We start from the raw sequence: 21,752 nt of genomic DNA on the forward strand, positions 1-21,752 counted from the left end.
CCACGGCTGCGGTGCCGGGCGGTGCCGTGCCCCGGCGGGGCGAGCGCCGGGAGCCGGCCCCGGGGTGTGCTGGCGCGGAAAGGTTCTACTACCGGGGGTAGGATTGCGGCGTGACTCGGCTTGGTGATCTCGAACGTGCGGTGATGGACGTGCTGTGGGACTCGGTCCCGGGCACATCGGACGGGATCACCGTGCGCGAGGTGGCCGACGCGTTGGACGGCCGCGAACTGGCGTACACGACGGTGATGACCGTGCTGGACCGGCTCGCCGGCAAGGGCATGGTGCGGCGCGAGCGGGAGGGGCGGGCCTGGCGCTACCGGGCCGCCGCCAGCCGCGAGGCGTACATCGCCCAGCTCATGCTCGACGCCCTCGACCTCGGCGGCAGCCGGGACGCCGCGCTGGTGCGCTTCGCGCGCTCGGTGACCGGCACCGAGGCCGAGGTGCTGCGCGCCGCCCTCGGGGCCGAGGCCGCAGCGGCGGGGCACGACGGGGGCGCGCTGACCGACCGGGTCGAGGCGCCGTCGGCCGACGGGGTCAGCCGACCGTCCCGGGCCGACAAGGCAGCGGACCGGTAGGGCGGCGGTCGTGGCGTACGCCCTGCACTTCGCCGCGTCGATGCTGGCCTGCTGGCTGACCGCGCAGGTGCTGTCCCGTTCCACCTGGACGTGGCGCAGCCCTCGGGTCGCGATCGTCTGCTGGCAGGCGGTGGGGCTGGCCCTCGGGCTCTCCGCCATGGGCGTGCCGATGGCGCTGGGGCTGTCCGCCTACGACCGGCCGACCGGCAGCGCGTTGGTCGCCCTGGCCACCGACCTCGCCCACGGCACCCTGCCCGTCGGGCTGGGCGCACCGCACCTCGCCGCCGTCGGGGTGGGCTTCGGCATCGGCGCGGTCCTGCTGACCACGACCGTGCGCAGCATCCACGGCACCGTACGCGCCCAGCGTCGACACCGGGACCTGCTCGCCCTGGTCGCCCGCCGGGACCCGACGGTTCCCGGGGCGCTGGTGCTCGACCATCCGAGCGCGGCGGCGTACTGCCTGCCGGGGATGAGACCCCGGGTGGTGGTCAGCGCGGGCGCCCTCGACCTGCTCGACAGCGCCGAGTTGGCGGCCGTGCTCGCGCACGAGCGGGCGCACGCCCAGGAGCGGCACGATCTGGTGCTGCTGCCGTTCACCGCGCTCAGCCGGGCGTTGCCCTGGTTCGCCTGGGTCCGCGAGGCGCACGAGCGGGTCGCCCTGCTGGTCGAGATGCGGGCCGACGACAAGGCCCGGGAGGCGCACGCCGACGCCCCGTTGGCCGGTGCGCTGCGCCGGTTCGCCGCGGCCGGCAACCGGATCACCCCGGCGGGCACCCTCGGGCTGGGCGACCGGGACCTCGACGTCCGCGTGCAGCGGCTCCTGGTCACCGACCGGCCGCCCCGGCTGCTCGGCGGTGCCGCGCTGGTCGTGGCGACCAACGTGGCCGCCCTGCCGGTCTCCCTCTTCCTGAGCTGACACCGCACGCTCCGGCGCGGCTGCGGCCTGCCGGAGTTACCGCTGCGTGGAGCGCGTGCGGCCATGCTGGGACCCGGTCCTGTCCCCCGTACGCGACGCGCCCGTCACCCTCCCCCACAGCTACTACAAGTCGTCGTAGGATCGCCTACGACGGGCCATAGTAGTTATGTGTAGGGAATCTACGTGTAGGCTCGCTACGACAAGAGAGCCAACCGTACGGGAGAGCCGGCCATGGACACCCTGCTCCTCGCCCGCCTGCAGTTCGCCACCACCACCTCGATCCACTTCCTCTTCGTGGCGGTGACCCTGGGCCTGGTGACCCTGCTCGTCGGTCTGCAGACCGCCTGGGTGATCACCGACAAGCCGGTCTACGAACGGCTGACCCGCTTCTGGGGCCAGCTCTACGTGATCAACTACGTGCTCGGCATCGCCACCGGCATCGTGATGGAGTTCCAGTTCGGGCTGAACTGGAGCGGGCTGTCGCGCTACGTCGGCAACGTCTTCGGCGCCCCGCTGGCCATCGAGACGCTGGTCGCCTTCTTCCTGGAGTCGACGTTCCTCGGCATGTGGATCTTCGGCTGGCACCGGTTGCGTCGGGGCGTCCACCTCGCCCTGCTCTGGGGCGTCGCGATCACCGCGTACGCCTCGGCGTTCTGGATCATGGTGGCGAACTCCTGGCTGCAGAACCCGGTCGGCTACGAGGTGCGCGACGGGGTCGCCCACCTCACCGACTTCTCCGCGCTGCTGGACAACCCCACCTTCCGCGTGGCCTTCGGGCACGTCGTCACGGCGGCGCTGCTCGTCGGCGGGATGCTGATGGCGGCGGTCAGCGCGTGGCACCTGCTCCGGCGCACCGACGACTTCGCCCTGCACCGCAAGGGGCTACGCATCGGCCTGATCACCTCGGCGGTGGCGATCTTCTTCGTGCAGGGCTTCGGCTTCGCCCAGTTCTTCGCGATCAGCGACGTGCAGCCCACCAAGTTCGGCGACGACCCCGCCGCCGCGCCGCTGATCGCCGACTGGACCGCCCGGTTCGGCCCCGGCGACTACACCCCGCCGGCCCTCGCCGACGTCGGCCTCGGGTTCATGATTCTGATCGGTTTCACCCTCGGCATGCTCTGGCTGATGCTCCCGCTGCTCTGGCGCGACTGGGTGATCCGGCTGCGCGTCCCGCTACGGATCCTCCAGTTCGCCCTGCCGCTGCCGTTCGTCGCGCTGATCCTCGGCTGGATCGCCCGCGAGGTCGGCCGCCAGCCCTGGGCCGCGTACGGGCTGCTGCCCGTGGAGAAGGCGGTGTCGCCGGTCAGCCCCTGGCTGATGCTCACCTCGCTGACCGGCTTCAGCCTGCTGCTCGGCGCCCTCGCCGTCACCAACTGGGTGCTGCTGGCCCGGCACGCCGCCCGGGGCGCCGAGGACCCGGCCCTGGGCCGCCGTCCCGACCAGCCACCGGTCGACCCCCAACCCGAGCCCGCCTTCGCCTGAGGAGACGACCGTGGAACTCGCCTGGTACGCCCTGCTCGGCCTCTTCTTCGCCGTCTACCTGGTGCTCGGCGGCTACGACTACGGCGTCGGCCTGCTGCTCGCCCGGCACACCGACCCCGCCCGCCGCCGCGCCGCGCTCAACGCGGTCGGCCCGTTCTTCCTCGGCAACGAGGTCTGGCTGGTGGCCGCCGTCGGCATCCTGTTCGGCGCCTTCCCGGTGCTGGAGGGGGAACTGCTCGCCGGCTTCTACCCGGCGGTGCTCGGCGCGTTGACCGGGGTCGTCCTGGTGACCGCCGGCGTGCAACTGCGCAGCCGCCCCGACGGGCAGCGGGCCCGCGCCTGGTGGGACCGGGTCGTGGTCGTCGGCAGCGTGCTCGCCGCGCTCGGCTGGGGGGCCGTGCTGGCCGGGCTGCTCCAGGGCGTACCGCTGCGCGCCGACGGCCACGTCGCCGGGGTCAGTCACCTCTTCACCCCGTTCGTGGCCGCCGCCGGCCTCGCCGTCGTCGCGCTGGTCGCCCTGCACGGTGCGACCTTCCTCACGCTGCGGCTGCCCGCCGCCGACGCCGCACCGGTCGGGCTAATTGCCGCCCGGCTCGTCCCGGTGGCGCTCACCGCCGTCGGCGCGGCCGCCGTCCTCGGCCTGCTCTCCGCCGACGTACGCGCCGCCGCGCGGCAGCCGGTGGTGGCCGTACTGCTGCTGTCGTTGCTGGTCGCGGCGTTGCTGACGGCGCGGGCGGCGCTCGCGCGGCGGCGGCCGGGGCTGGCCTTCGCCGCCACCTGCGCGTCCCTGGCGCTGCCGGTGGTCCTGGCCGGCGCGACCATCTGGCCCTACGCGCTGGTCTCCACGGTCGACCCCGGGGCGTCGCTGACCGTGGCCGACGCGGCGGCGAGCACACCCACGCTGCGGCTGCTGGGCTGGGTGACGCTGCCGCTCCTGCCGGCCCTACTAGGCTTTCAGGCGATGTGCTGGTGGGTGTTCCGGGGACGGACCGACGGCAGGGCACCGGTGTACTGGTGAACCGCCGTCCCTTCGACCCGCGTCTGCTGCGTCGGGTCCCGGGGGCCCGGCGCGACCTCGCCATGCTCGCGCTGCTCGGCGTGCTGGCCGCGGGGCTGGTCGTCGCGCAGGCCACGGCGCTGGCCGCACTGCTGGCGACCGCGTTCGAAGGACGACTCGACCGGCCCGCGCTGGCCGGCTTCGCCACCGCGGTGGCCGCCCGCTCGCTGCTGGTCTGGGCACAGGGCACGGTGTCGGCGCGGGTCGCGGCGACGGTCAAGGAGACGCTGCGGGCCGACCTGCTCGCGTCGGTCGGGCGGCACGGCCCCGGCTGGGTCGCCGGGCAGCGCGCCGGGCAGCTCGCCACGCTGACCGGGCGCGGGCTGGACGCGCTGGACGCCTACTTCACCGGCTACCTGCCGCAGCTGGTGCTCAGCGTCACCGTGCCGGTCGCCGTGCTGGCCCGGATCTTCGTCGCCGACTGGAGCTCGGCGCTGATCATCGCGGTCACCCTGCCGCTGATCCCGATCTTCGGCGCGCTGCTCGGCTGGCAGGCGCAGGCCGCCACCGAGCGGCAGTGGCGGCGGCTCTCCCTGCTCGGCGGCCACTTCCTCGACATGGTCGCCGGGCTGCCCACGCTGCGCGCGTTCGGCCGGGCGCGGGCGCAGACCGAGGTGGTCCGCCGGATGGCCGACGGCCACCGGGTGGCGACCATGAAGACGCTGCGGATCGCGTTCCTGTCCGCCCTGGTGCTGGAGCTGGTGGCCACCCTCTCGGTGGCGCTGGTCGCCGTGCCGGTCGGCGTACGGCTGCTCGGCGGCGGCCTGACCCTGCAGACCGCGCTGCTGGTGCTGCTGCTCACCCCCGAGGCGTACCTGCCGCTGCGGGCGGCCGGCGCCCGGTTCCACGCCAGCATGGAGGGGCTCACCGCGCTGGACGAGGCGCTCACCCTGTCGGCCGCCGCCCCCGCGCCGACGGCGCGCGGCGGGGTCGCGACCGTCCCCGACGGCCGCGGCGAGATCCGGTTCGAGGCGGTGACCGTGGCGTACGAGCGGACCACCGCCCTGCGCGACGTCACGCTGACCATCCGGCCGGGCGAGCGCGTCGCCGTGATCGGGCCGAGCGGCGCCGGCAAGAGCACCCTGCTCGGCCTGCTGCTCGGCTTCGTCTCTCCGACCACCGGTCGGGTCACCGTGGGCGGGGTGGACCTGGCCGACGCCGACGCCGACGGCTGGCGCCGCCAGGTGGCCTGGGTGCCGCAGCGGGCCCACCTCTTCGCCGCCTCGCTGGCCGACAACATCCGGCTCGGCGCCCCCGACACCCCGGACGCCGCGCTCGCCACGGCGGTCCACGACGCCGCCCTGGACGACGTGGTCGCCGGGCTGCCCGACGGGCTCGCCACCGTCCTCGGCGAACGCGGGCACGGCCTGTCCAGCGGGCAACGGCAGCGGGTCGCCCTTGCCCGTGCCTTCCTGCGGGACGCGCCCGTGGTGCTGCTCGACGAGCCGACCGCCCGCCTGGACACCGCCGCCGAGGCGGTCGTGCTCGACGCCACCCGCCGACTGGTGGCCGGCCGGACGGCACTGCTGGTGGCGCACCGGCCGGCGCTGCTCGCCGACGCGGACCGCATCCTGCGGGTCGAGGACGGCCTGGTCACGGAGCTGACGCCCACGGCGGCCGGGGAGGCCACCCGATGACGGACGAGCGGAGCACCGCCGGTCCCCGGCCGGTCAGCCGGCCCGCTGACGCGCCCGGCACCGACGCCGGGCGGGCGGACGACAACCGGCCCGCACCGGGCCGCGCCGGCTCCGCCGAGCGGGCCGTGCTGCGGCTGGCCCGGCCGTACCTGAACCGGCTGATCGGCGCGGGGCTGCTCGCCGCCGCCACCGAGTTCGCCGGCCTCGCCCTCATGGCCACCGCGACCTGGCTGCTGATGAGCGCCGCCGGCCAGCCCCCGCTGGACCGCCTCACCGTGGCGATCGTGGCGGTCCGCGCGCTGGCGATCAGCCGGGGGGTGCTCCGCTACACCGAGCGCCTCGCCGGGCACGACGCCGTGCTGCGCCTGATCACCGACGTCCGGGCCCGGGTCTTCGGCACGCTCGCCGCCCGTCCGGTGGCGCGGCAGCGCTCCGGCGACGCGCTGAGCCGGCTCGTCTCCGACGTGGAGGCGGTGCAGGACCTGCTGCTGCGGGTGCTGGTGCCGGCCTCGGCCGCGGCGCTGGTCAGCGTGCTCGCGGTCGGCGGGGCGGCGCTGATGTCACCGGCCGCCGCCGGCGTGCTCGCCGTCGGCCTGCTGGTCGCCGGGGTCGCGCTGCCCGCGCTGGCCACCGCGCTGACCCGCCGCGCGGCCGCCGAGCTGGCGCCGCTGCGCGGCGCCCTCGCCACCGACGCGGTCGACCTCACCCACGGCGCCGCCGACCTGGCCGCGTTCGGCGCCACGGGGCACGCGCTGGAGGTTGCCGGGACACGCGCCCGACGGCTGGCCCGCCTGGAGCGGCGGCTCGCCGCCACCGGCTTCGCCGTCGACGCGGCCGGGGTGCTGGTGGCCGGACTGACCGCCGGTGCGGTGGTGCTCGCCGCACTCGCCGACGGCGTGGACGGGGTGCTGGTCGGCGTCCTGGCGGTCGGCACGCTCGCCGCCGTGGAGATCGCGCTGGCACTGGTCGGGGCCGCCCGGCAGTGGACCCAGCTGCGGACCGGCCTGAACCGGGTCGCCGCCCTGCTGGAGGCTCCGGCCGGTCCGGCCGCCGCCGGCGGCGCGGAGGTCGGCCCCGGCCCGTACGACGTGCGGTTCGAGGAGGTGACCGTCCGGTACCGGGAGGGTGCCCCGCCCGCCCTGGACGGGTTCAGCCTCGACCTGCCGCCGGGCCGTCGGGTCGCGGTGGTCGGGCCGAGCGGCGCCGGCAAGAGCACGCTGGCCGCCGTCCTCACCGGCGCGGTGCGCCCCGCACACGGGCGGATCACGCTGGACGGGCGGGAGCTGCCGGCGTACCGGGCCGACGAACTGCCCCGCGCCGTCGGCGGCCTGCTCGCCGAGGCGTACGTCTTCCACGCCTCGGTGCGGGAGAACCTGCTGCTCGGGCGGCCCGACGCCGACGAGCAGGAGCTGGCGGCGGCGACCGCGGCGGCCGGGCTGCTGGAGTGGGTACGCGAGCAGCCCGACGGCTGGGACACCGTGGTCGGCGAGGAGGGCGGCCAGCTCTCCGGCGGCCAGCGGCAGCGGCTCGCGCTGGCCCGCGCGCTGCTCGCGGCGCCGGGAGTGCTGGTGCTCGACGAGCCGACCGAGGGGCTCGACCCCGCCGCCGCCGACGCGGTGCTCGCCTCCGCGCTGGCGGCCACCCCGGCCGGGCACTCCGTGCTGCTGATCAGTCACCGGCTCCACGGGCTCGCCGGGCTGGACGAGATCGTCGTGCTGGACGCGGGCCGGGTGGCGCAGCGCGGCCGGCACGCCGAACTGGTCGCCGCCCCCGGGTGGTACCGGGACCAGTGGCTGATCCAGGAGGCGGCCGAGCGCGGATACCTGGCGCTGCGCCCCTGACGCCTCCGGCGGCCGTACGGCTCGCGGGCTCCGGGTCCGGCCAGGGTTCTCCCCGACGACGTCCGCCGCGGCGCCGTGGCAGGGTGGGGCCATGCGGGGCGAGGACGACGCGACGATGGTCGAGCAACGGCTGCGGGAGCTGGACGCGCACCTGCGGGGGCCGCGCCGGCTGAAGTCCGACCTGCTGACCGAGGCGCGGCACGGGCTGCTGGACGCCGTCGAGACGTACCGGGAGGGCGGGCTGACGGCGACGGAGGCGCAGCGTCGGGCGGTGGCCGAGTTCGGCTCGCCGGCGCAGCTCGCCCCGGCCTACCAGGTGGAACTGGCGGCGGGTGCGCTGCGCGGGCTGTCGCTACGGGTCGTCGCGCTCGCCGCGGTCGCGTTCGTCGCCGGCGACCTCACCTGGCAGGGGTCGAGCTGGGGCGGCTCCCCGCCGCCCGCCGGCTACCAGGTGCTGTCGGCGTCGGTGGGCTGGGTCTGGGCGGCGGCGTTCGCGCTGGCCGCGCTCGGGCTGCTGCGGGCCGGTCGGTCGGCGCGGGGCGACGGCGCCGCCGACCGGACGGTGGGGGCCGCCCTCACGGGGATCCTCGCCCTCGGCGTGCTGACCGGCTCCGCCCTCTTCGCGTGGTCGGTCGGCCTCTGGGACGCCGCGCTCACCTGGCCACCGATGATCATCGGCGCGGTCGTGGCCGCCGCCGGCTACCTCTGGCTGGCCCGGGCCGCCCGCACCTGGCTGCTCGCCACCCGCTGACCGCGGTCCTGCTGCCACCGCGCGGGCCGGGACACGTCGGGCGGTTCCGGTCCTGCCGCCCCGGAGAAGGCCGGTCGGGCGGTTCCGGTCAGGCCGGCGCGGACGTCGGGGTGTCGGTGTCGAGGAAGCGGCCGACGGTGGAACGGAACTCGTGCCACCCGGACCGCTCGCCGGCCAGCGCCCGCCGGCCCTCGTCGGTGAGTTGGTACGTCCGCCGTTCCCGCCCGTTGACGGTGCTCCAGGTGCTGGCCACGTGGCCGGCCCGCTCCAGCCGGCGCAGGGCCGGGTAGACGGTGCCGGTCGGCAGATCGAGCTGGCCGTCGCTGCGGCTGCGCAGCGCCTCGATGATCGCGTAGCCGTGCAGCGAACCCGCCTCGAGCACCGCGAGCAGCAACGCGTCGAGGTGTCCGTGCAGCGCCTGGGCCTTCATGTGTAGCAACGCTACTTGTCGACGGCCGGCTCCGCCACCGGGGTGCGGCACCGGCCTCCCGGAGACGCCCACTAGGGTATGTGCCCAGAGTCACTCGCCGGCGGCGGACGCCGGTGGGCAACCCGAAGCACACGGAGGTCAGCGTGGCCCGCCAGTCGCCCCAACGGCCCGACGCCGACGAGCCCGAGCTCGAGCTCGACGACGCCGACGCCCCGGCCGAGTCCGGCACCGCAACCGTCTCGACCGAGGCCGCCCGCGCCCTCTGGGAAGAGCTGCGGATCGACCCGGTGGAGATCGCGCTGCCCGCCGGCACCGGCTACACGCTGCGGGCGTACCGGCCGGCGCGGGAGCTGACCCCGACCGACGTCGCCGAGCGCGACCAGGACGACCCGTTCCTCGCCCGCCGCCAGGTCGTGGAGGAGGACGAGGAGGACGACGACGAGTCCGTCGTCATCCTCGACGAGGAGGTCGCCCAGGAGTTCGCCGAGAGCGACGAGGAGGAGGCCAAGGGCCGCCGCGACGCGACCGACGACGAGGACGCCGGGACCGCCTCCGAGGACGAGGACGAGGACGAGGACGAGGCGGGCGACGAGGAGGTGCCGGTCTTCCTCAGTCACCGCGGAAGTCTGCTGCTCTTCAAGACGCCCGAGTCGCTGGTCAGTTTCATCCGTTCCGGCGCACCCAACGACCTTTCCCAACTGGACAGCTGGAACGAACTGTCCGAACGGGTGGAACCGGCCGACATCGCGCCGCTCGACGAGGACATCTACGAGCTCGACCTGGTGGTGGAGAACCTGCGCGGCGGGCACGACACCTGGGACCCGACGCTGCTCATCGAGGCCGGCGAGGTGGCCCGCGACCTGGCGTACGCGCTGCGGCTGCCCGCGGTGCTGGACATGCTCTCCGCCGGCTCCAGCCTCGACAACCTGGACGAGGCGCTGCGTGCCACGGTCGACGGTGGCGTCGGCGCGTTCTTCGGCCGGCGCCGGCTGAGGAAAATCGGGGCACAAACCGCAAGTCTGGGTTGGCGCACCATTGTCGGCAAGATCTCTGCGGTCGTGGACTGGCGCGACTGACCCTTTACGGGGAGCATCAGTCTCTGGCAGTGAAAGCCTTGTGTCCCGGGAGGAGGACGACGCCGTGGCGCTCGTGCGCGTGTACTGCGGTCTGGCCTCGGCGGATCCGGCCGACCGACCGGTCTCGGCCGGTTCGACGCTGACGTCCGCTGTGGTCGACGACGCAGGCCGTCTGCTGCATGTCTGCGAGATCGGCGACGACCCGGCCGGCTACGCCCGGCTGGTCTCGCTGCTCGTGGAGCGGTCGGGCGGGCCGAGCGGTGCGGCCATCGCCGCCGACAGCGACGACCACACGGTCACCTCGCTGCTCAGCGCCGCCGGCCGTCCGCTGGCGATCGCGGACGACGACTCCGTCGACGACTTCGCCGAGCGGTTCGCCGACGACGACTCCCTGGAGGAGATGCAGTCGCCCCCGGCCGAGCGGCGTGCGGTCGGTCTCGCCCGCGCCCTGCAGGCCGGCGCCCTTTCCGCCGTCACCCTGCCCGCTCCCCGCGACCTCGCCGGTTACAAGCAGGTCCTCGCCGCGCACGCCGCCCTGGCCAGCGGTCGGCACTCCGCCGCCGTCGCGCTGCGGGAGGTGCTCCGCGAGCTCTACCCGGCCGCGTTGCGCGCCTACCCGGACCCGGCCGAGCCGGTCTCGCTGGCCGTGTTGGACGCCCTGCCCGAGCCCGGCATGCTGAGCGGCACCGTGGGTCGCGGCGACGACGCTCCGGCACCCGCCGAGGCGGTCGCGGCGCGGCTCGCCGCCGACGGGGTCGCCGACACCGACGAGCTCACCTCGGCGGTGACCGCCCTGCGGGTGGCCATCAGCGAGACGCCCCGGCGGGCCACCGTCAACCGCGCCCTCACCTCTGCCGTGGCGGACACCGTGCGGCAGGCGGTCGCCTCCGTCCGCGCCTGCGACGCCGGTTGCCAGGCCCTGGTCGGCGCGCTCAACGACCGGGTCGGCACGCCCGTCGCGCCGGCTCCGGGCCGCCGCGCCGCCGGCGGCCACGGCGAACCGCTCGCCGAGGCGCCCGGTCTCACCCCGGCCGGCGGTGCCCTGCCCGGCCGCACGCCGGGCGTCGGCGCCCTGCCCGGTCTCGCCCCCACCGGTGGGCTGCGCGCCCTCCGGCACGCCGAGCCCGAGCCCGCCCCGGGCGGTGGCCGCCGTAGCCGGCCCGAGCCCGTCTCCGGCGCGACGCCGCCCCCGGCCCCCCGGCCGCTCGGTCCGCCGCCGGTCGCACCGGCCCCCGTCACCCCGCCTCCGGTCGCGCCGATGCCGGTGACGCCGGCCGCGGTCGCCGGCCCCCCGGTCTCCGCGCCCCCCGCTCGGCCCGGGTCGCTGCCGAGCCGGATCGACGGACCGACCAACCGTCCGGTGTCCGCCCCGCCGCCTCCGCCGCCGGGCATCACCCCCATCGCCCCGGCGCAGCGGGGCACCGTGCCGCCGGCCGAGGCGGGGGAGCCGTTCCGCCCCACGCTGACCACCGCGGCGATCCAGAACGCCCGCGCAGAGCGCCAGCGCACCGTCATCCCGCCGCGCCCGAAGACCAACGGCGAGCCGAACCCGCCCACGGGTGGCTTCAGCGCCACCAGCGTGCCCGTGCCGACGCCCCGGCCGGGCCAGGAACCCACTCCCCCCGCCAACCGGACGGAGCCCGCTCCCCCCGGTTCCCGGGCGAACTGGCCACTGGTCAACAACCCGGAGGACCCGGGCGACAGCTCCGCCAAGAACCCGGTCGCCGGCTCCTACGGCGGTCGCGGCGTCGACGCCGCGACCGATCCGGGGGCGGAGCGCCGCGTCACCCCGCCGTGGCTGGCCGACGACCTGCCCCAGGAGCCCCCGGCGCTGCGGCTGGTCGAGCCGCCGCCGCTGGCCGACCGCGCCCTGCGTGAAGGGTCGGGTCCGGCCGCCGACGCGCAGCCCGAGACGCCACCGCTGCGGCTGGTCGACCGCGAGGAGGCCGCGCGCGGTGCACGGCCGGCCCCCCGGGACGAGCGACCGGCGGCGGAGTACCGACCGGCGCCCCCGATGGAGCGCCGTCCCCCGCCCGTGTCCGACGAGGGCGACGGGGACCTGCTGATCTTCGCCCAGGCCAAGTCCGCCTGGTTCGTGGGGCATGACGACGACGAGTCCGACCTGGAGTGGAAGACCACCGCGGACACCGGCTGGCAGGCGGCCGAGCAGGCCGCCCGCCCGGCGGTCGGTGCCGAGACGCCGGCCGGGCTGCCCAAGCGGGTCCCTCAGGCCAACCTCGTCCCCGGTTCCCCGCTGCGCGACGAGCGGCCACTGCGGATCGTCCGCGACGCGGCGAGCCTCGCGGAGAACACCACCGGCTACTTCCGCGGCTGGCGCCGCGGGCAGGAGATCGGCGGGTTCGCGGTCGGCGGTCGGCCCGGGCGCGAGGCCGCCGGCGGCTGGGACTTCACCCGCGACACGGGCGACCGCGACGACGACCGGGAATACGAGTACCGCTCCGCCGGCTACCGCTCCTGATCGTCGGGAAACCGCCTCCCACCTGCGTGTCCCTGCCCACACCCGGATAATTTGACGCCACGTCGCGGCGGCCGGGAGCATACCGGCGGAACAGCCGGCGGCAGGGGCCGCCGGGTGGGAAGGCGACTCTCATGGCGACATCGGCGACCGGCAGCTCCGCGTTCACCCGTCGTGGCCTGCTGGCCGCGACGGCCGGCACGCTCCTGCTCAGCGCCTGCGGGCGCGGCGAGGCGGGCGAGGGCGAGGCGGGCAGGACGGTCACGGGGGACGGGCAGGAGCTGCTGATCGGGGTCAGTCTCGAACTGACCGGTCCCGGCGCCGCACTCGGCGTACTCCAGCAGCGGGCGCTGGAGATCACCCTCGAGTCGCTCAACGCCAGGGGCGTGCCCATCGGCAACCTCCGCCGCGCCGTACGGCTGGAGGTGCGGGACAACGCCGGCGATCCCGCGCTGGCGGCCCGGCAGGCCACCGCCCTGGCCCGCGACGACGGCGCACACGCCCTGCTCGGCGGGACTGTCGCCGAGACCTCGATGGCCCTGGTGGGGGTCGCGCAGAAGGAGCGGGTGCCGTTCCTCTCCCTCGCCTTCGGCGACGGCATCGTGCTGCCGCTGGCGCAGCGGACGTACGTCTTCAAGATGACCCCGGACGCCGGCGACATGGCCCGCCGGTTGGCCCGGCTGATCGCCTCGCAGCGGCTCTCCCGGGTCGCACTGCTGGCCGCGCACGGGCTGCACGGCGACTCGGGCGTGGGGGCGATGACGGGGGCACTGCGTACGGCCGGGGTGGCGCTGGCCGCCACCACCCGGCTGCCCCGCACCGGCGAGGACCTCCGTCGGGCGGCCCGCGCCGCGACCGGCTCCCGCCCGGACGCGGTGGTGGTGTGGGCGACCGCCCCGGACTCGGCCGCCGCCGTGGGGGCGCTGCGCCGGGCCGGCTACGACGGGCCGGTGTTCCTCGACGCGGGTGCGGTCGCCGAGCAGACCCTGCAGGGCGCGAACGCGGCGCTCCTGGAGGGCGCGTACGCCGTGCACCCGACCTCGTTGGGCGGGGCGATGCTCGCCAACACCACCATGTCGGCCCTGGACCGCAAGGAGTTCGTCTACCGCTACGTCCAGCGGCACGGCGGGTTCAGCGGCTTCGCCCCGTACGCGTCCGACGCGGTGCAGCTGGTCGCCGACGCGGCCCGGCTGTCCACCAGCGTCGACCGTGGACGCATCCGCGCGTTCCTGCAGAACCAGGTCACCGAGGGGATGGCGGGGATGTACTCCTTCACCCCCATCCGGCACGGCGGGATGGACCAGGGCTCACTGGGCGTCTACACGGTCAGCGCGGGCGCCTGGACGCGGGTGTCCTGACCCGGCGTCGGCCCGCCACCGCCGAGCGCCCCGGCGGCCCGGACAGCGTCCCGCCGCCCTGAGGCGCAGCGACCCGGCGTACCGCGTGGGCGACGTCCCCGCCCACGGTGTGCGGGCAGCGACGAGCGCCCGGTGGCGGCCGGAGCCGTCACCGGGCGCGGGTCGCGTCGATCAGGCCGGCGCCACGGCGCGCGAGCGCCGCATGGTCAGCACGTACTCGACCAGCGAGATCAGCACGTGCTTCGTCGACTCCCGGTTGCGGGCGTCGCAGGCCACCACCGGCACGTCGCCGGAGATCGCGAGCGCGTCCCGGACGTCCTGCGGGTCGTGGTACTGCATCCCGTCGAAGCAGTTGATGGCCACCAGGTACGGCAGCCGCCGATGCTCGAAGAAGTCGATCGCCGCGAAGCAGTCGGCCAGCCGGCGGGTGTCCACCAGCACGACCGCGCCGATCGCGCCGCGGACCAACTCGTCCCACATGAACCAGAACCGGGTCTGGCCCGGTGTACCGAACAGGTACAGGATCAGGTCACGGTCGATCGAGATGCGGCCGAAGTCCATCGCCACCGTGGTCGTCGTCTTGCCCGGCACCTGCCGGGTGTCGTCGACGCCCACGCCGGCGGAGGTCATGATGGCCTCGGTCGTCAGCGGCGTGATCTCCGAGACCGAGCCGACCAGCGTCGTCTTGCCGACGCCGAATCCACCGGCGATAACGATCTTCGCCGACGTCACGCGCCCACTCGGGGTCGGCGGGCGGTGCGACATGTCAGAGCCTGCGAAGTCCACTCAGCACCCTCTCCAGCAGTTCAGTGCCCACCGCGTCGTCCGAGTCGTCCAGGATGGTCGGCTCGTGGACCGCGACCAGGCCGTCCGTCGCCATGTCGGCGATGAGCACCCGGGCCACACCGAGCGGGAGCTGCATCCGCGCCGCGATCTCGGCGAGCGACTGCACACGTCCGTCACACAGCGCGGCGATGTACTGGTGCTCGCGACCCTGACCGCCGTTGCCATTGGCAGCGGCGCGGCCGCGCACCGTCGTCTCGACGAGCGCCTCCAGCGCGATGTCGAGACGGGGGCGGGTACGACCGCGGGTCACGGCGTATGGACGGACCAACGCTCCGGTCGGTTCGTCACGATCGGCCATGTCGCCGCTCACCTCCCTCGCACCCGGCACCGGCTCCGGATGGAGCCCGTCGTCGTTGTCGTCGTCCCGCCGACCTCACGGGTCAACGGGTCGTCAGCCCAGCATTCCCGCAGCCGCGCGCGGCTGCGGGGTCAACGCGTCGCCCACCCGGTCGACCAGCAGGGCCATCTCGTAGCCGACCTGCCCCACGTCGCAGCTGCGGGCGGCGAGCACCGCGAACGACGACCCGTCCGAGATGGACATCAGGAACAGGAAGCCATTGTCCATCTCCACCACTGTCTGCAGCACCGCGCCTCCCTCGAAGCAGCGGGCCGCACCCTGGGTGAGGCTGACCAGCCCGGACGCGATCGCGGCCAGCTGATCGGCCCGGTCACGCGGGAGGTCCCGTGACGACGCGAGGAGCAGTCCGTCCGCGGAGACGGCGACCGCGTGCGCGACACCGGGTACCCGGTCGGCGAAGTTGGCCAGCAGCCAACCGAGATCCTGCGTAGTTGTCATCGTTCTTGCTCCTTCTGCCCGCTCCCGGCCATCGGGCCTGAGCCAGACTGCGAGGATTGCTGCCCTCCCGGAGTCGCCTCCGGGCTGGTCGGGTTGCTGTCCGACGGGTTCGTACGCCCCCGCTGCACGCCCCGATGGTAGGCCGAGAGCAGGCCCCGGACACCCTCAGGCGTACGCCGCTGCACGGAGGTGGTGGGCTTCTCCACCGCTCCGGGCACCAACTGCGCCATCGGGGTGCGCTTGGGCAGCCCCGTCGAGGTGGTCGCCGCGACGGGCACCTCGGTCGCCGCGGAGGCGGCCCGCCACCCGTCGTCGGCCGCGGTCTGCCAGCCGGCCGTCTGCTGCTGGGAGGACCGCCGGTGACCGAAGCCGTCGGCGAGGCCGGGGCGGGCACCCCCGTTGGCCGTCGGTCCGTTCTCGCGCGGCGCTGCGCCGGCCGCCGGAGTGTCTGCCATCGGTGTGTTACCTGTCGTCCCGGGTGGTGTCGGCTGCACGGCCCGACCGCCGGCGTCGACCCGGGCGAACTGCTGGGTCGCGTCACCGCTGGTCGGTGTCTTCGCGGCGGGCGCCGCCGCCTCCTCCGAACCGGGGCGACGGGTGCGGAACCAGGCCGACTCGAGCTCCCGGAAGATCGGCAGCTCCATCGTCTCGTCCGCGTACCGCTGCCGGCTCTCAGCCGGCGCGGTCGGCCGCGTCTGCGGGGCGGCCAGGGCCGGCGGAACGGCCGGCGCGGGGGCCGGGGCCGGCGCGCCGGAGCGGGGCACCCGCGGCAGTTCGGTCGTCATGTCCAGCGCGGCGGCCAGCCGCTCGGGCACCGGCGGGGTCGCCGTGTCACGGTCGGCACCGGCGACGGGCGGCCAGGCCGGCGGCGGCGGCGCGCTCGGCCCCGGCCCGTCGGGGGCCTGACGCTGGGGCAGCGGGCCGGTCGGCGGCGCCGACACCGGCTGACCGGAGTAGGGCGCGGCCGAGACCGGCTGACCCGGGTACGACTGACCCGAGTACGGCGGGCCCGAGTACGGGTGGCCGGAGACGGGTGACGCCGAGACCGGCATGCCGGACACCGGCGGGCCGGACACCGGCGGCGCGGAGTAGGAAACCGGCGGGGTCGACACCGGCGGGCCCGCGTACGGCACGGGCGGCGCGGAGACCGGCGGGACGGAGTACGGCCGGGCCTCGGGGCTGCTGGGCAGCTGACGCGGCACGGCCTGCTGCTGGCCCGTGGCGTCCTGGTCGTCGCCCGCCCGGCGCTGCGGCAGCGGGTCGATCGGCTGGCGGTTCGACGTGCGCGGCTGGAAGGCGTCAGCGGCGCCGAAGCCGCTGGCGCCGGTCAGGTCGGACCAGGCCGGCATGGACCGTGCCGCACCCGCCGAGGCCGGCGTGCCGGCGCCGTTGCGCGACGCCGGGTCGAACGGTCGACCACCGAGGGTGACCTGGTTGCCGGACTCGCCGGAGCGCTGCGTCGGCAGCGGGTTGGCCGGGCCGTTGCCGAACGCCGGTGGCCCGCCGAAGGCCGGGGCCGGACCGGGCGACTGCGGCCCGGGCGGCGGGAGCGCGAGCGACGAGTGGGGACGGCCGGAGAGCGCCCGGGGCACGAGCACCGAGGTCGGCATGACCACCTCGGCGACGGTCCCCCGGTCGGTGCCGGGGCGCAGCTCGACCTTGACGCTGTGCCGGGACGCCAGTCGGGCGACCACGACCAGGCCCATCATCCGCGAGACCGCCACGTCCACCTGCGGGGGCGTGGCGAGCCGCTCGTTGAGGTCGTGGAGCTGCTCGGGGCTGATCCCGATGCCCCGGTCCTCCACGTAGAGCGACGCGCGGTCGCCGACGCGCCGGGCCTCCACCATCACCTGCGAGTCCGGCGGCGAGAAGGCGGTGGCGTTGTCGAACAGCTCGGCGACCAGGTGGACCAGGTCGTTGACGGCGTGCGCCGAGACCTCGATGTCCCGGTCGATCACGCCGAACTCGATGCGGGTGTAGTGCTCGACCTCGGACTGGGCCGCCCGGAGCACGTCGATCAGCGCCGCCGGCTCCCGCTGCACGCGGGTGGAGTCGGCGCCGGCGAGCACCAGCAGGTTCTCGTCGTTGCGTCGCATCCGGGTCGCCAGGTGGTCGAGCTGGAACAGCTCGGCCAGCCGGTCGGGGTCCTCCTCGCCGCGCTCCAGCCGGTCGAGGTGACCGATCAGGCGGTCGACCAGGATCTGCGAGCGGCGGGCCAGGTTGACGAACATCGTCGCGACGGACGCGCGCAGCGCGGCCTGCTCGGCGGCGGTGCGGACGGCCTCCAGGTGGACCGCGTTGAACGCCTCGGTCACCTGACCGAACTCGTCCTTGCTGCGCACCGGCAGCGGCTCGGCGATCTGGTTGGCGAGCTGCACCGGGGAGAGCTGACCGGTCACCTTGGGGTCGCGCAGTCGGGCCACCGCCTGGGGCAGGCCGTACTGCGCGATGGAGAGGGCGCCCTGGCGCAGGTCACGCAGGGATCGGGCCATCGAGCGGGCGACCAGGTAGGCGAAGAGGATCGCCAGCAGCAGCATGCTGAGCAGCAGGCCGGTCTCCAGGAACACCTGCCGTTGCACGTCCGAGCGCAGGTCCTCCGCGCCCGCCACGACGTCCCGGTCGATCTTCGCCTCGACCGTACGGATCAGCTTGGCGTTGGCCACCATGGCCGCGTCCCACTGGTCGGCGTCGAACGGGGCGCCGGTGAGGCTGTCGGCGGTGGTGATGCCGTTCAGCCAGCTGTTGTAGGTGTTCGCCTCGCGCAGGTCGGGGCCGGCGACCACCTGGGCGTAGTACTCCTGCTCCGGCTGGCTGGCCACCACCTGGAAGCTCTGCAGCCACTGGCTGGAGCCGGTGCTGGTGGCGATGTACTCGTTGCGCAGGTTCGGGCTGAGCCGCTGCTGGATGAACGCCCGGTGCACCACGTCACGGCGTCGGGAGAGGAACTCCTTGTTCCGGGCGGTGGCGGTCGACGCGCGCATCTTGTCGCTGAGCTCGTTGTCGCCGGCGAGCTGGGTGGCCGAGTCGCGGATGCTGACCAGGTCGTCGATCAGACCGTCGTACGCCTGCATGGCCGGGACGAGCCCGAGCTTGCCGTTGAAGACCTGGCTGCGGGTGCCCGGCAGGTCGATCAGCGTCTGGTCGATCTCGCCGAGCAGGGTGTCGAGGTTCTTCGGCAGGTCCTCGACCTCGGCCCGCTGCTGCGAGTACGACCGCTTGGCCCGGTCCACCTCGGCGTTGGCCTGCTCGTACGCCTGCTTGTAGCGGGCGTTGTCCTGGCTGCGCGGGACGCCCAGCAGGCGCAGCGCGTTGGTCCGCTCGTTCTGGAGGGTGTCGACCAGGCTGCCCGAGTGGCCGACGAGGTTGGCCAGGTCGCCGGCGCGGTTGGCGTTGTTGAGGGTCTCCAGGTGGTCGACGAGACCACTGGTGCCCACGACCACCGTGGCGATGGTCGGCACGATCATGATGAGACCGAGCTTGGACCAGATCGGCATGTCGCGGAGCCGACCGGTCGGCCGGCGCAGACGCGACAGGAAGGAGCCCGCCGGCTTTGGCCGTTTGCTCACGTCACCGCCCTCGCGATTTCTGGATCCGCGTTGCCCCTGGACAAGGACCAGCGGCCGACCCCGCGGGTCGGACCATCCGAGATTCCATCACGCTACCTGCGAAAGAGAAAGCCCAGGCCGGCCGCAGCCAGCGGTGTGATGAGATGTTGATGCAATTTGATAGCAATCCGTCTGGCCGGAGTCACTGAAGGTAATGAAGCACCCCCATCACGTCATCCTGCTCGCCGGCCCTTCCGGGTCCGGAAAGTCGTACATAGCGCAGCGAACCGGCCTTCCGGTGCTCTGTCTGGACGACTTCTACAAGGACGGCGACGACCCTACGTTGCCGCGACAGAACGGCCTGGTGGATTGGGAGTCTCCCCGCTCCTGGGACGCCGCGACAGCCGTGGAGACGATTACCCGACTGGCCAGGGACGGCAAGGCCGATGTGCCGGTCTATGCCATCGGTGCGGACCGTCGGGTATCCACCCGGCCATTCGAGGTCGCCGGTTCGCCACTTTTCGTGGCCGAAGGGATCTTCGCGGCCGAGATCGTCGAGGAGTGCCGGCGGCGCGGGGTCCTGGCCGGGGCGTACGCCCTGCGGCGCCCCCGGGGCGCGACCTTCGTGCGCCGGCTGGCCCGCGACCTCGCCGAACAGCGCAAGGCACCCCGGGTGCTCGTGCGGCGCGGCCTGGCGCTGCTGCGCGCCGAGCCGGCCGTGCTGCGGCGGCAGACCGGCCTGGGCGCCGAGGCGGCCCGGGCGGGCGAGGTGCTGCGCGCGGTGGCCGGCCTGCTCGCCGGCCACCCGCACCGTAGCTGACCCGGCCGCCGGACCGCGGCGGCCCGCCGCGGTCAGCCCAGCAGCTTGCCGTACGCGGGCTTGATCACCTCGTCGATGATCTTCAGCCGCTCGTCGAACGGGATGAAGGCGCTCTTCATGGCGTTGATGGTGAACCACTGCATCTCCTTCCAGCCGTAGCCGAAGGCGTCCACCAGCAGGGCCATCTCCCGCGACATCGACGTGCCGCTCATCAGCCGGTTGTCGGTGTTCACCGTCACCCGGAAGCGCAGGTCCCGCAGCAGCCCGATCGGGTGCTCGGCGATCGAGGGGGCGGCACCGGTCTGCACGTTCGAGGACGGGCAGAGCTCCAGCGGGATCCGCTTGTCCCGCACGTACGCGGCCAGCCGGCCGAGCGCCGGCTGCGCGCCGGGGGTGATGTCGTCGACGATCCGCACCCCGTGGCCGAGGCGGTCCGCCCCGCACCACTGGATCGCCTGCCAGATCGACGGCAGGCCGAACGCCTCGCCGGCGTGGATGGTGAAGTGGAAGTTCTCCCGCTGCAGGTACTCGAAGGCGTCCAGGTGCCGGGTGGGCGGGAAGCCCGCCTCGGCGCCGGCGATGTCGAAGCCGACCACCCCGGCGTCGCGGTGCCGTACGGCCAGCTCGGCGATCTCCTGCGACCGGGCGGCGTGCCGCATCGCGGTGAGCAGGGTGCCGACCCGGATCTGCCGGCCCGCCCCGGCGGCCAGCGCGCTGCCCTCGACGAAGCCGGCCAGCACCGCCTCGACCACCTCGTCCAGGGTCAGGTTCCGCTCCAGGTGCTGCTCGGGGGCGAACCGCACCTCGGCGTAGACCACCCCGTCGGCGGCCAGGTCCTGGGCGCACTCCCGGGCCACCCGGCGCAGGGACGACGCGGTCTGCATGACGGCGACGGTGTGCGCGAACGTCTCCAGGTAGCGCTCCAGGGAGCCGGAGTCGGCCGCCTCGACGAACCACCGGCCGAGCGCCTCGGGGTCGGTGGTCGGCAGTTCGTGGCCCACCTCGGCGGCCAGTTCGACGATCGTCGCCGGCCGTAGGCCGCCGTCGAGGTGATCGTGCAGCAGCGCCTTCGGGACCTTGACGATGTCCTCGTAACGGATTGTCGCGACCATGCTCAGACCCTAGTCCGCCCCGCCGGGACCGCCGACACGACCGGCCCCGCCCCGCCGCGCGATCCGGCCGGCACCACGTCAGGGGCGCCAGCCGTACACCCGGTCGACGGCGAGGCGGATCACCAGGCGGCCGTCGGCGGCCATCGCCGCCCGGTAGTCGGCCCAGTCGGGGTGCTCGCCACGGATCCGCCGGTAGACCTCGACCAGTTCGTCCACTGTGGCGTCGTCGGTCGCCACCGCCGGCGGGGTGAGCGTGACGACGCCCTCCGCGACCGCGTAGGCCCCGCCGTCGGCGGTGGTGACATGGAAGCTGGCCCGGGGGTCGCGGCGCAGGTTGCGCACCTTGGCCCGGTCGGCGGTGGTGGAGCAGCGGATCAGGCCGGGTTCGGCGAGGAAGTCGAGGTTGGACAGCTGGGGCCGTCCGTCGCGGCGCAGGGTGACCAGCACGCCCCGGCCCCGCTCCCCGAACAGCTCCCACAGCCGGGCGTCCACGCCCACATTGGTTGACATGTCATCCACCGTAGGGAGGGATAGATGACATGTCAATCAGATGGCTAGGATGGCCGGCATGGAACGACCACGGTGGCTCGACGAGCGGGAACAGAGCGCCTGGCGGGGCTACCGGCGGATGCGCCGCCTGCTCGACCTGGAGCTGGCTCGCGAGCTGATGCGCGACGCGGGTCTCTCCGAGCCCGACTACGACGTCCTCTCCGACCTCTCCGAGACGCCCGACCAACGGCTGCGGCTCAGCGAGCTGGCCGACCGGATGCTCTGGTCGCGCAGCCGGCTCTCGCACCACCTGACCCGCATGCAGCAGCGCGGCCTCGTCACCCGCGAGGAGTGCGCGACGGACGGGCGCGGCGCCGTCGTCGCACTCACCGCCGAGGGCCGGCGTGCCGTCGAGGCCGCCGCCCCCGGCCACGTGGCGGCCGTCCGCCGGCACCTGATCGACCTGCTGACCCCCGACGAGGTCGCCGCGCTGGACGCGCTGACCCACCGGGTGGTCGACCACCTCGCCAGACCCGGAGAATGAG

The 21,752-nt window shown here is 74.8% G+C and carries 19 protein-coding genes; 12 read left to right on the forward strand and 7 right to left on the reverse strand.

Features of this window, described 5'->3' with window-relative positions; translation table 11 throughout:
• Positions 1-110 precede the first annotated feature (110 nt).
• The 7 genes from V6U77_RS07080 to V6U77_RS07110 all read left to right on the forward strand — a co-directional run bounded on the left by V6U77_RS07080 (position 111) and on the right by V6U77_RS07110 (position 8,259).
• On the forward strand, positions 111-575 hold the full coding sequence (locus V6U77_RS07080; RefSeq protein ID WP_334605389.1) for a BlaI/MecI/CopY family transcriptional regulator: 465 nt from the start codon (positions 111-113) through the stop codon (positions 573-575).
• Positions 576-585: 10 nt separating this feature from the next.
• Positions 586-1,491, forward strand: a complete 906-nt coding sequence (locus tag V6U77_RS07085; RefSeq protein WP_334605390.1) for a M56 family metallopeptidase — start codon at positions 586-588, stop codon at positions 1,489-1,491.
• Positions 1,492-1,722: 231 nt separating this feature from the next.
• Positions 1,723-2,973: a cytochrome ubiquinol oxidase subunit I gene (locus V6U77_RS07090; RefSeq protein WP_334605391.1), complete on the forward strand. Its 1,251-nt coding sequence runs from the start codon at positions 1,723-1,725 to the stop codon at positions 2,971-2,973.
• A 10-nt stretch (positions 2,974-2,983) separates the two neighbouring features.
• The gene (locus V6U77_RS07095) at positions 2,984-3,991 is read left to right on the forward strand and encodes a cytochrome d ubiquinol oxidase subunit II (RefSeq protein WP_334605392.1); all 1,008 of its coding nucleotides are present in this window, start codon (positions 2,984-2,986) and stop codon (positions 3,989-3,991) included.
• Entirely contained in the window at positions 3,988-5,667 is a 1,680-nt protein-coding gene (cydD, locus tag V6U77_RS07100) for a thiol reductant ABC exporter subunit CydD (RefSeq protein WP_334605394.1), read from the forward strand. Before V6U77_RS07095 ends, cydD begins: the two co-directional genes overlap by 4 nt.
• Positions 5,664-7,508 carry a thiol reductant ABC exporter subunit CydC gene (gene cydC / locus V6U77_RS07105; RefSeq protein ID WP_334605396.1) on the forward strand — a complete coding sequence of 615 codons (1,845 nt, stop codon included), beginning with the start codon at positions 5,664-5,666 and terminating at the stop codon, positions 7,506-7,508. The genes cydD and cydC overlap by 4 nt, the downstream gene beginning before the upstream one ends.
• A gap of 91 nt (positions 7,509-7,599) precedes the next feature.
• On the forward strand, positions 7,600-8,259 hold the full coding sequence (locus V6U77_RS07110) for a permease prefix domain 1-containing protein (RefSeq protein ID WP_334605398.1): 660 nt from the start codon (positions 7,600-7,602) through the stop codon (positions 8,257-8,259).
• Between the two features lie 88 nt (positions 8,260-8,347).
• Here V6U77_RS07110 and V6U77_RS07115 read toward each other — a convergent pair whose 3' ends face one another.
• Entirely contained in the window at positions 8,348-8,689 is a 342-nt protein-coding gene (locus V6U77_RS07115; protein WP_334605399.1) for a PadR family transcriptional regulator, read from the reverse strand.
• A gap of 113 nt (positions 8,690-8,802) precedes the next feature.
• On the opposite strand from V6U77_RS07115, the gene V6U77_RS07120 reads away from it, so the two are divergent.
• The 3 genes from V6U77_RS07120 to V6U77_RS07130 all read left to right on the forward strand — a co-directional run bounded on the left by V6U77_RS07120 (position 8,803) and on the right by V6U77_RS07130 (position 13,599).
• Complete coding sequence (locus tag V6U77_RS07120) at positions 8,803-9,765, forward strand: DNA primase (protein ID WP_334605475.1); 963 nt, start codon at positions 8,803-8,805, stop codon at positions 9,763-9,765.
• A gap of 40 nt (positions 9,766-9,805) precedes the next feature.
• Positions 9,806-12,244: a transposase gene (locus V6U77_RS07125; protein WP_334605400.1), complete on the forward strand. Its 2,439-nt coding sequence runs from the start codon at positions 9,806-9,808 to the stop codon at positions 12,242-12,244.
• A 131-nt stretch (positions 12,245-12,375) separates the two neighbouring features.
• Positions 12,376-13,599, forward strand: a complete 1,224-nt coding sequence (locus V6U77_RS07130) for an ABC transporter substrate-binding protein (protein ID WP_334605401.1) — start codon at positions 12,376-12,378, stop codon at positions 13,597-13,599.
• A 171-nt stretch (positions 13,600-13,770) separates the two neighbouring features.
• Here V6U77_RS07130 and V6U77_RS07135 read toward each other — a convergent pair whose 3' ends face one another.
• The 4 genes from V6U77_RS07135 to V6U77_RS07150 form a co-directional block, all read right to left on the reverse strand.
• Positions 13,771-14,364 (reverse strand): GTP-binding protein, encoded by a 594-nt coding sequence (locus tag V6U77_RS07135; protein WP_089002065.1) that lies wholly within the window; start codon positions 14,362-14,364, stop codon positions 13,771-13,773.
• A 1-nt stretch (position 14,365) separates the two neighbouring features.
• On the reverse strand, positions 14,366-14,743 hold the full coding sequence (locus tag V6U77_RS07140) for a DUF742 domain-containing protein (protein ID WP_030329021.1): 378 nt from the start codon (positions 14,741-14,743) through the stop codon (positions 14,366-14,368).
• Positions 14,744-14,836: 93 nt separating this feature from the next.
• A complete protein-coding gene (locus tag V6U77_RS07145; protein ID WP_067370442.1) occupies positions 14,837-15,241 on the reverse strand; it encodes a roadblock/LC7 domain-containing protein in 405 nt (134 codons plus the stop codon).
• On the reverse strand, positions 15,238-18,807 hold the full coding sequence (locus V6U77_RS07150) for a sensor histidine kinase (RefSeq protein ID WP_334605402.1): 3,570 nt from the start codon (positions 18,805-18,807) through the stop codon (positions 15,238-15,240). The genes V6U77_RS07145 and V6U77_RS07150 overlap by 4 nt, the downstream gene beginning before the upstream one ends.
• Positions 18,808-19,084: 277 nt before the next feature.
• On the opposite strand from V6U77_RS07150, the gene V6U77_RS07155 reads away from it, so the two are divergent.
• Positions 19,085-19,606, forward strand: a complete 522-nt coding sequence (locus V6U77_RS07155) for an ATP-binding protein (protein ID WP_334605403.1) — start codon at positions 19,085-19,087, stop codon at positions 19,604-19,606.
• 32 nt (positions 19,607-19,638) lie between these two features.
• Here the strand turns inward: V6U77_RS07155 and V6U77_RS07160 are convergent, their stop codons facing one another.
• On the reverse strand, positions 19,639-20,718 hold the full coding sequence (locus tag V6U77_RS07160; RefSeq protein ID WP_334605404.1) for an adenosine deaminase: 1,080 nt from the start codon (positions 20,716-20,718) through the stop codon (positions 19,639-19,641).
• A gap of 78 nt (positions 20,719-20,796) precedes the next feature.
• Positions 20,797-21,228 carry a PPOX class F420-dependent oxidoreductase gene (locus V6U77_RS07165; RefSeq protein WP_334605405.1) on the reverse strand — a complete coding sequence of 144 codons (432 nt, stop codon included), beginning with the start codon at positions 21,226-21,228 and terminating at the stop codon, positions 20,797-20,799.
• Positions 21,229-21,286: 58 nt separating this feature from the next.
• On the opposite strand from V6U77_RS07165, the gene V6U77_RS07170 reads away from it, so the two are divergent.
• A complete protein-coding gene (locus V6U77_RS07170; protein WP_334605406.1) occupies positions 21,287-21,751 on the forward strand; it encodes a MarR family winged helix-turn-helix transcriptional regulator in 465 nt (154 codons plus the stop codon).
• Position 21,752: the final 1 nt, after the last annotated feature.

The organism is Micromonospora sp. CPCC 205546 (assembly GCF_036902715.1).
Lineage (GTDB): Bacteria > Actinomycetota > Actinomycetes > Mycobacteriales > Micromonosporaceae > Micromonospora.

Coding starts and splice junctions, on each gene's coding strand:
- V6U77_RS07130 (WP_334605401.1), top strand. CDS start 12,376: ATGGCGACATCGGCGACCGGCAGCTCCGCGTTCACCCGTCGTGGCCTG.
- V6U77_RS07135 (WP_089002065.1), bottom strand. CDS start 14,364: ATGTCGCACCGCCCGCCGACCCCGAGTGGGCGCGTGACGTCGGCGAAG.
- V6U77_RS07160 (WP_334605404.1), bottom strand. CDS start 20,718: ATGGTCGCGACAATCCGTTACGAGGACATCGTCAAGGTCCCGAAGGCG.
- V6U77_RS07140 (WP_030329021.1), bottom strand. CDS start 14,743: ATGGCCGATCGTGACGAACCGACCGGAGCGTTGGTCCGTCCATACGCC.
- V6U77_RS07145 (WP_067370442.1), bottom strand. CDS start 15,241: ATGACAACTACGCAGGATCTCGGTTGGCTGCTGGCCAACTTCGCCGAC.
- V6U77_RS07165 (WP_334605405.1), bottom strand. CDS start 21,228: ATGTCAACCAATGTGGGCGTGGACGCCCGGCTGTGGGAGCTGTTCGGG.
- cydC (WP_334605396.1), top strand. CDS start 5,664: ATGACGGACGAGCGGAGCACCGCCGGTCCCCGGCCGGTCAGCCGGCCC.
- V6U77_RS07115 (WP_334605399.1), bottom strand. CDS start 8,689: ATGAAGGCCCAGGCGCTGCACGGACACCTCGACGCGTTGCTGCTCGCG.
- V6U77_RS07110 (WP_334605398.1), top strand. CDS start 7,600: ATGCGGGGCGAGGACGACGCGACGATGGTCGAGCAACGGCTGCGGGAG.
- V6U77_RS07090 (WP_334605391.1), top strand. CDS start 1,723: ATGGACACCCTGCTCCTCGCCCGCCTGCAGTTCGCCACCACCACCTCG.
- V6U77_RS07170 (WP_334605406.1), top strand. CDS start 21,287: ATGGAACGACCACGGTGGCTCGACGAGCGGGAACAGAGCGCCTGGCGG.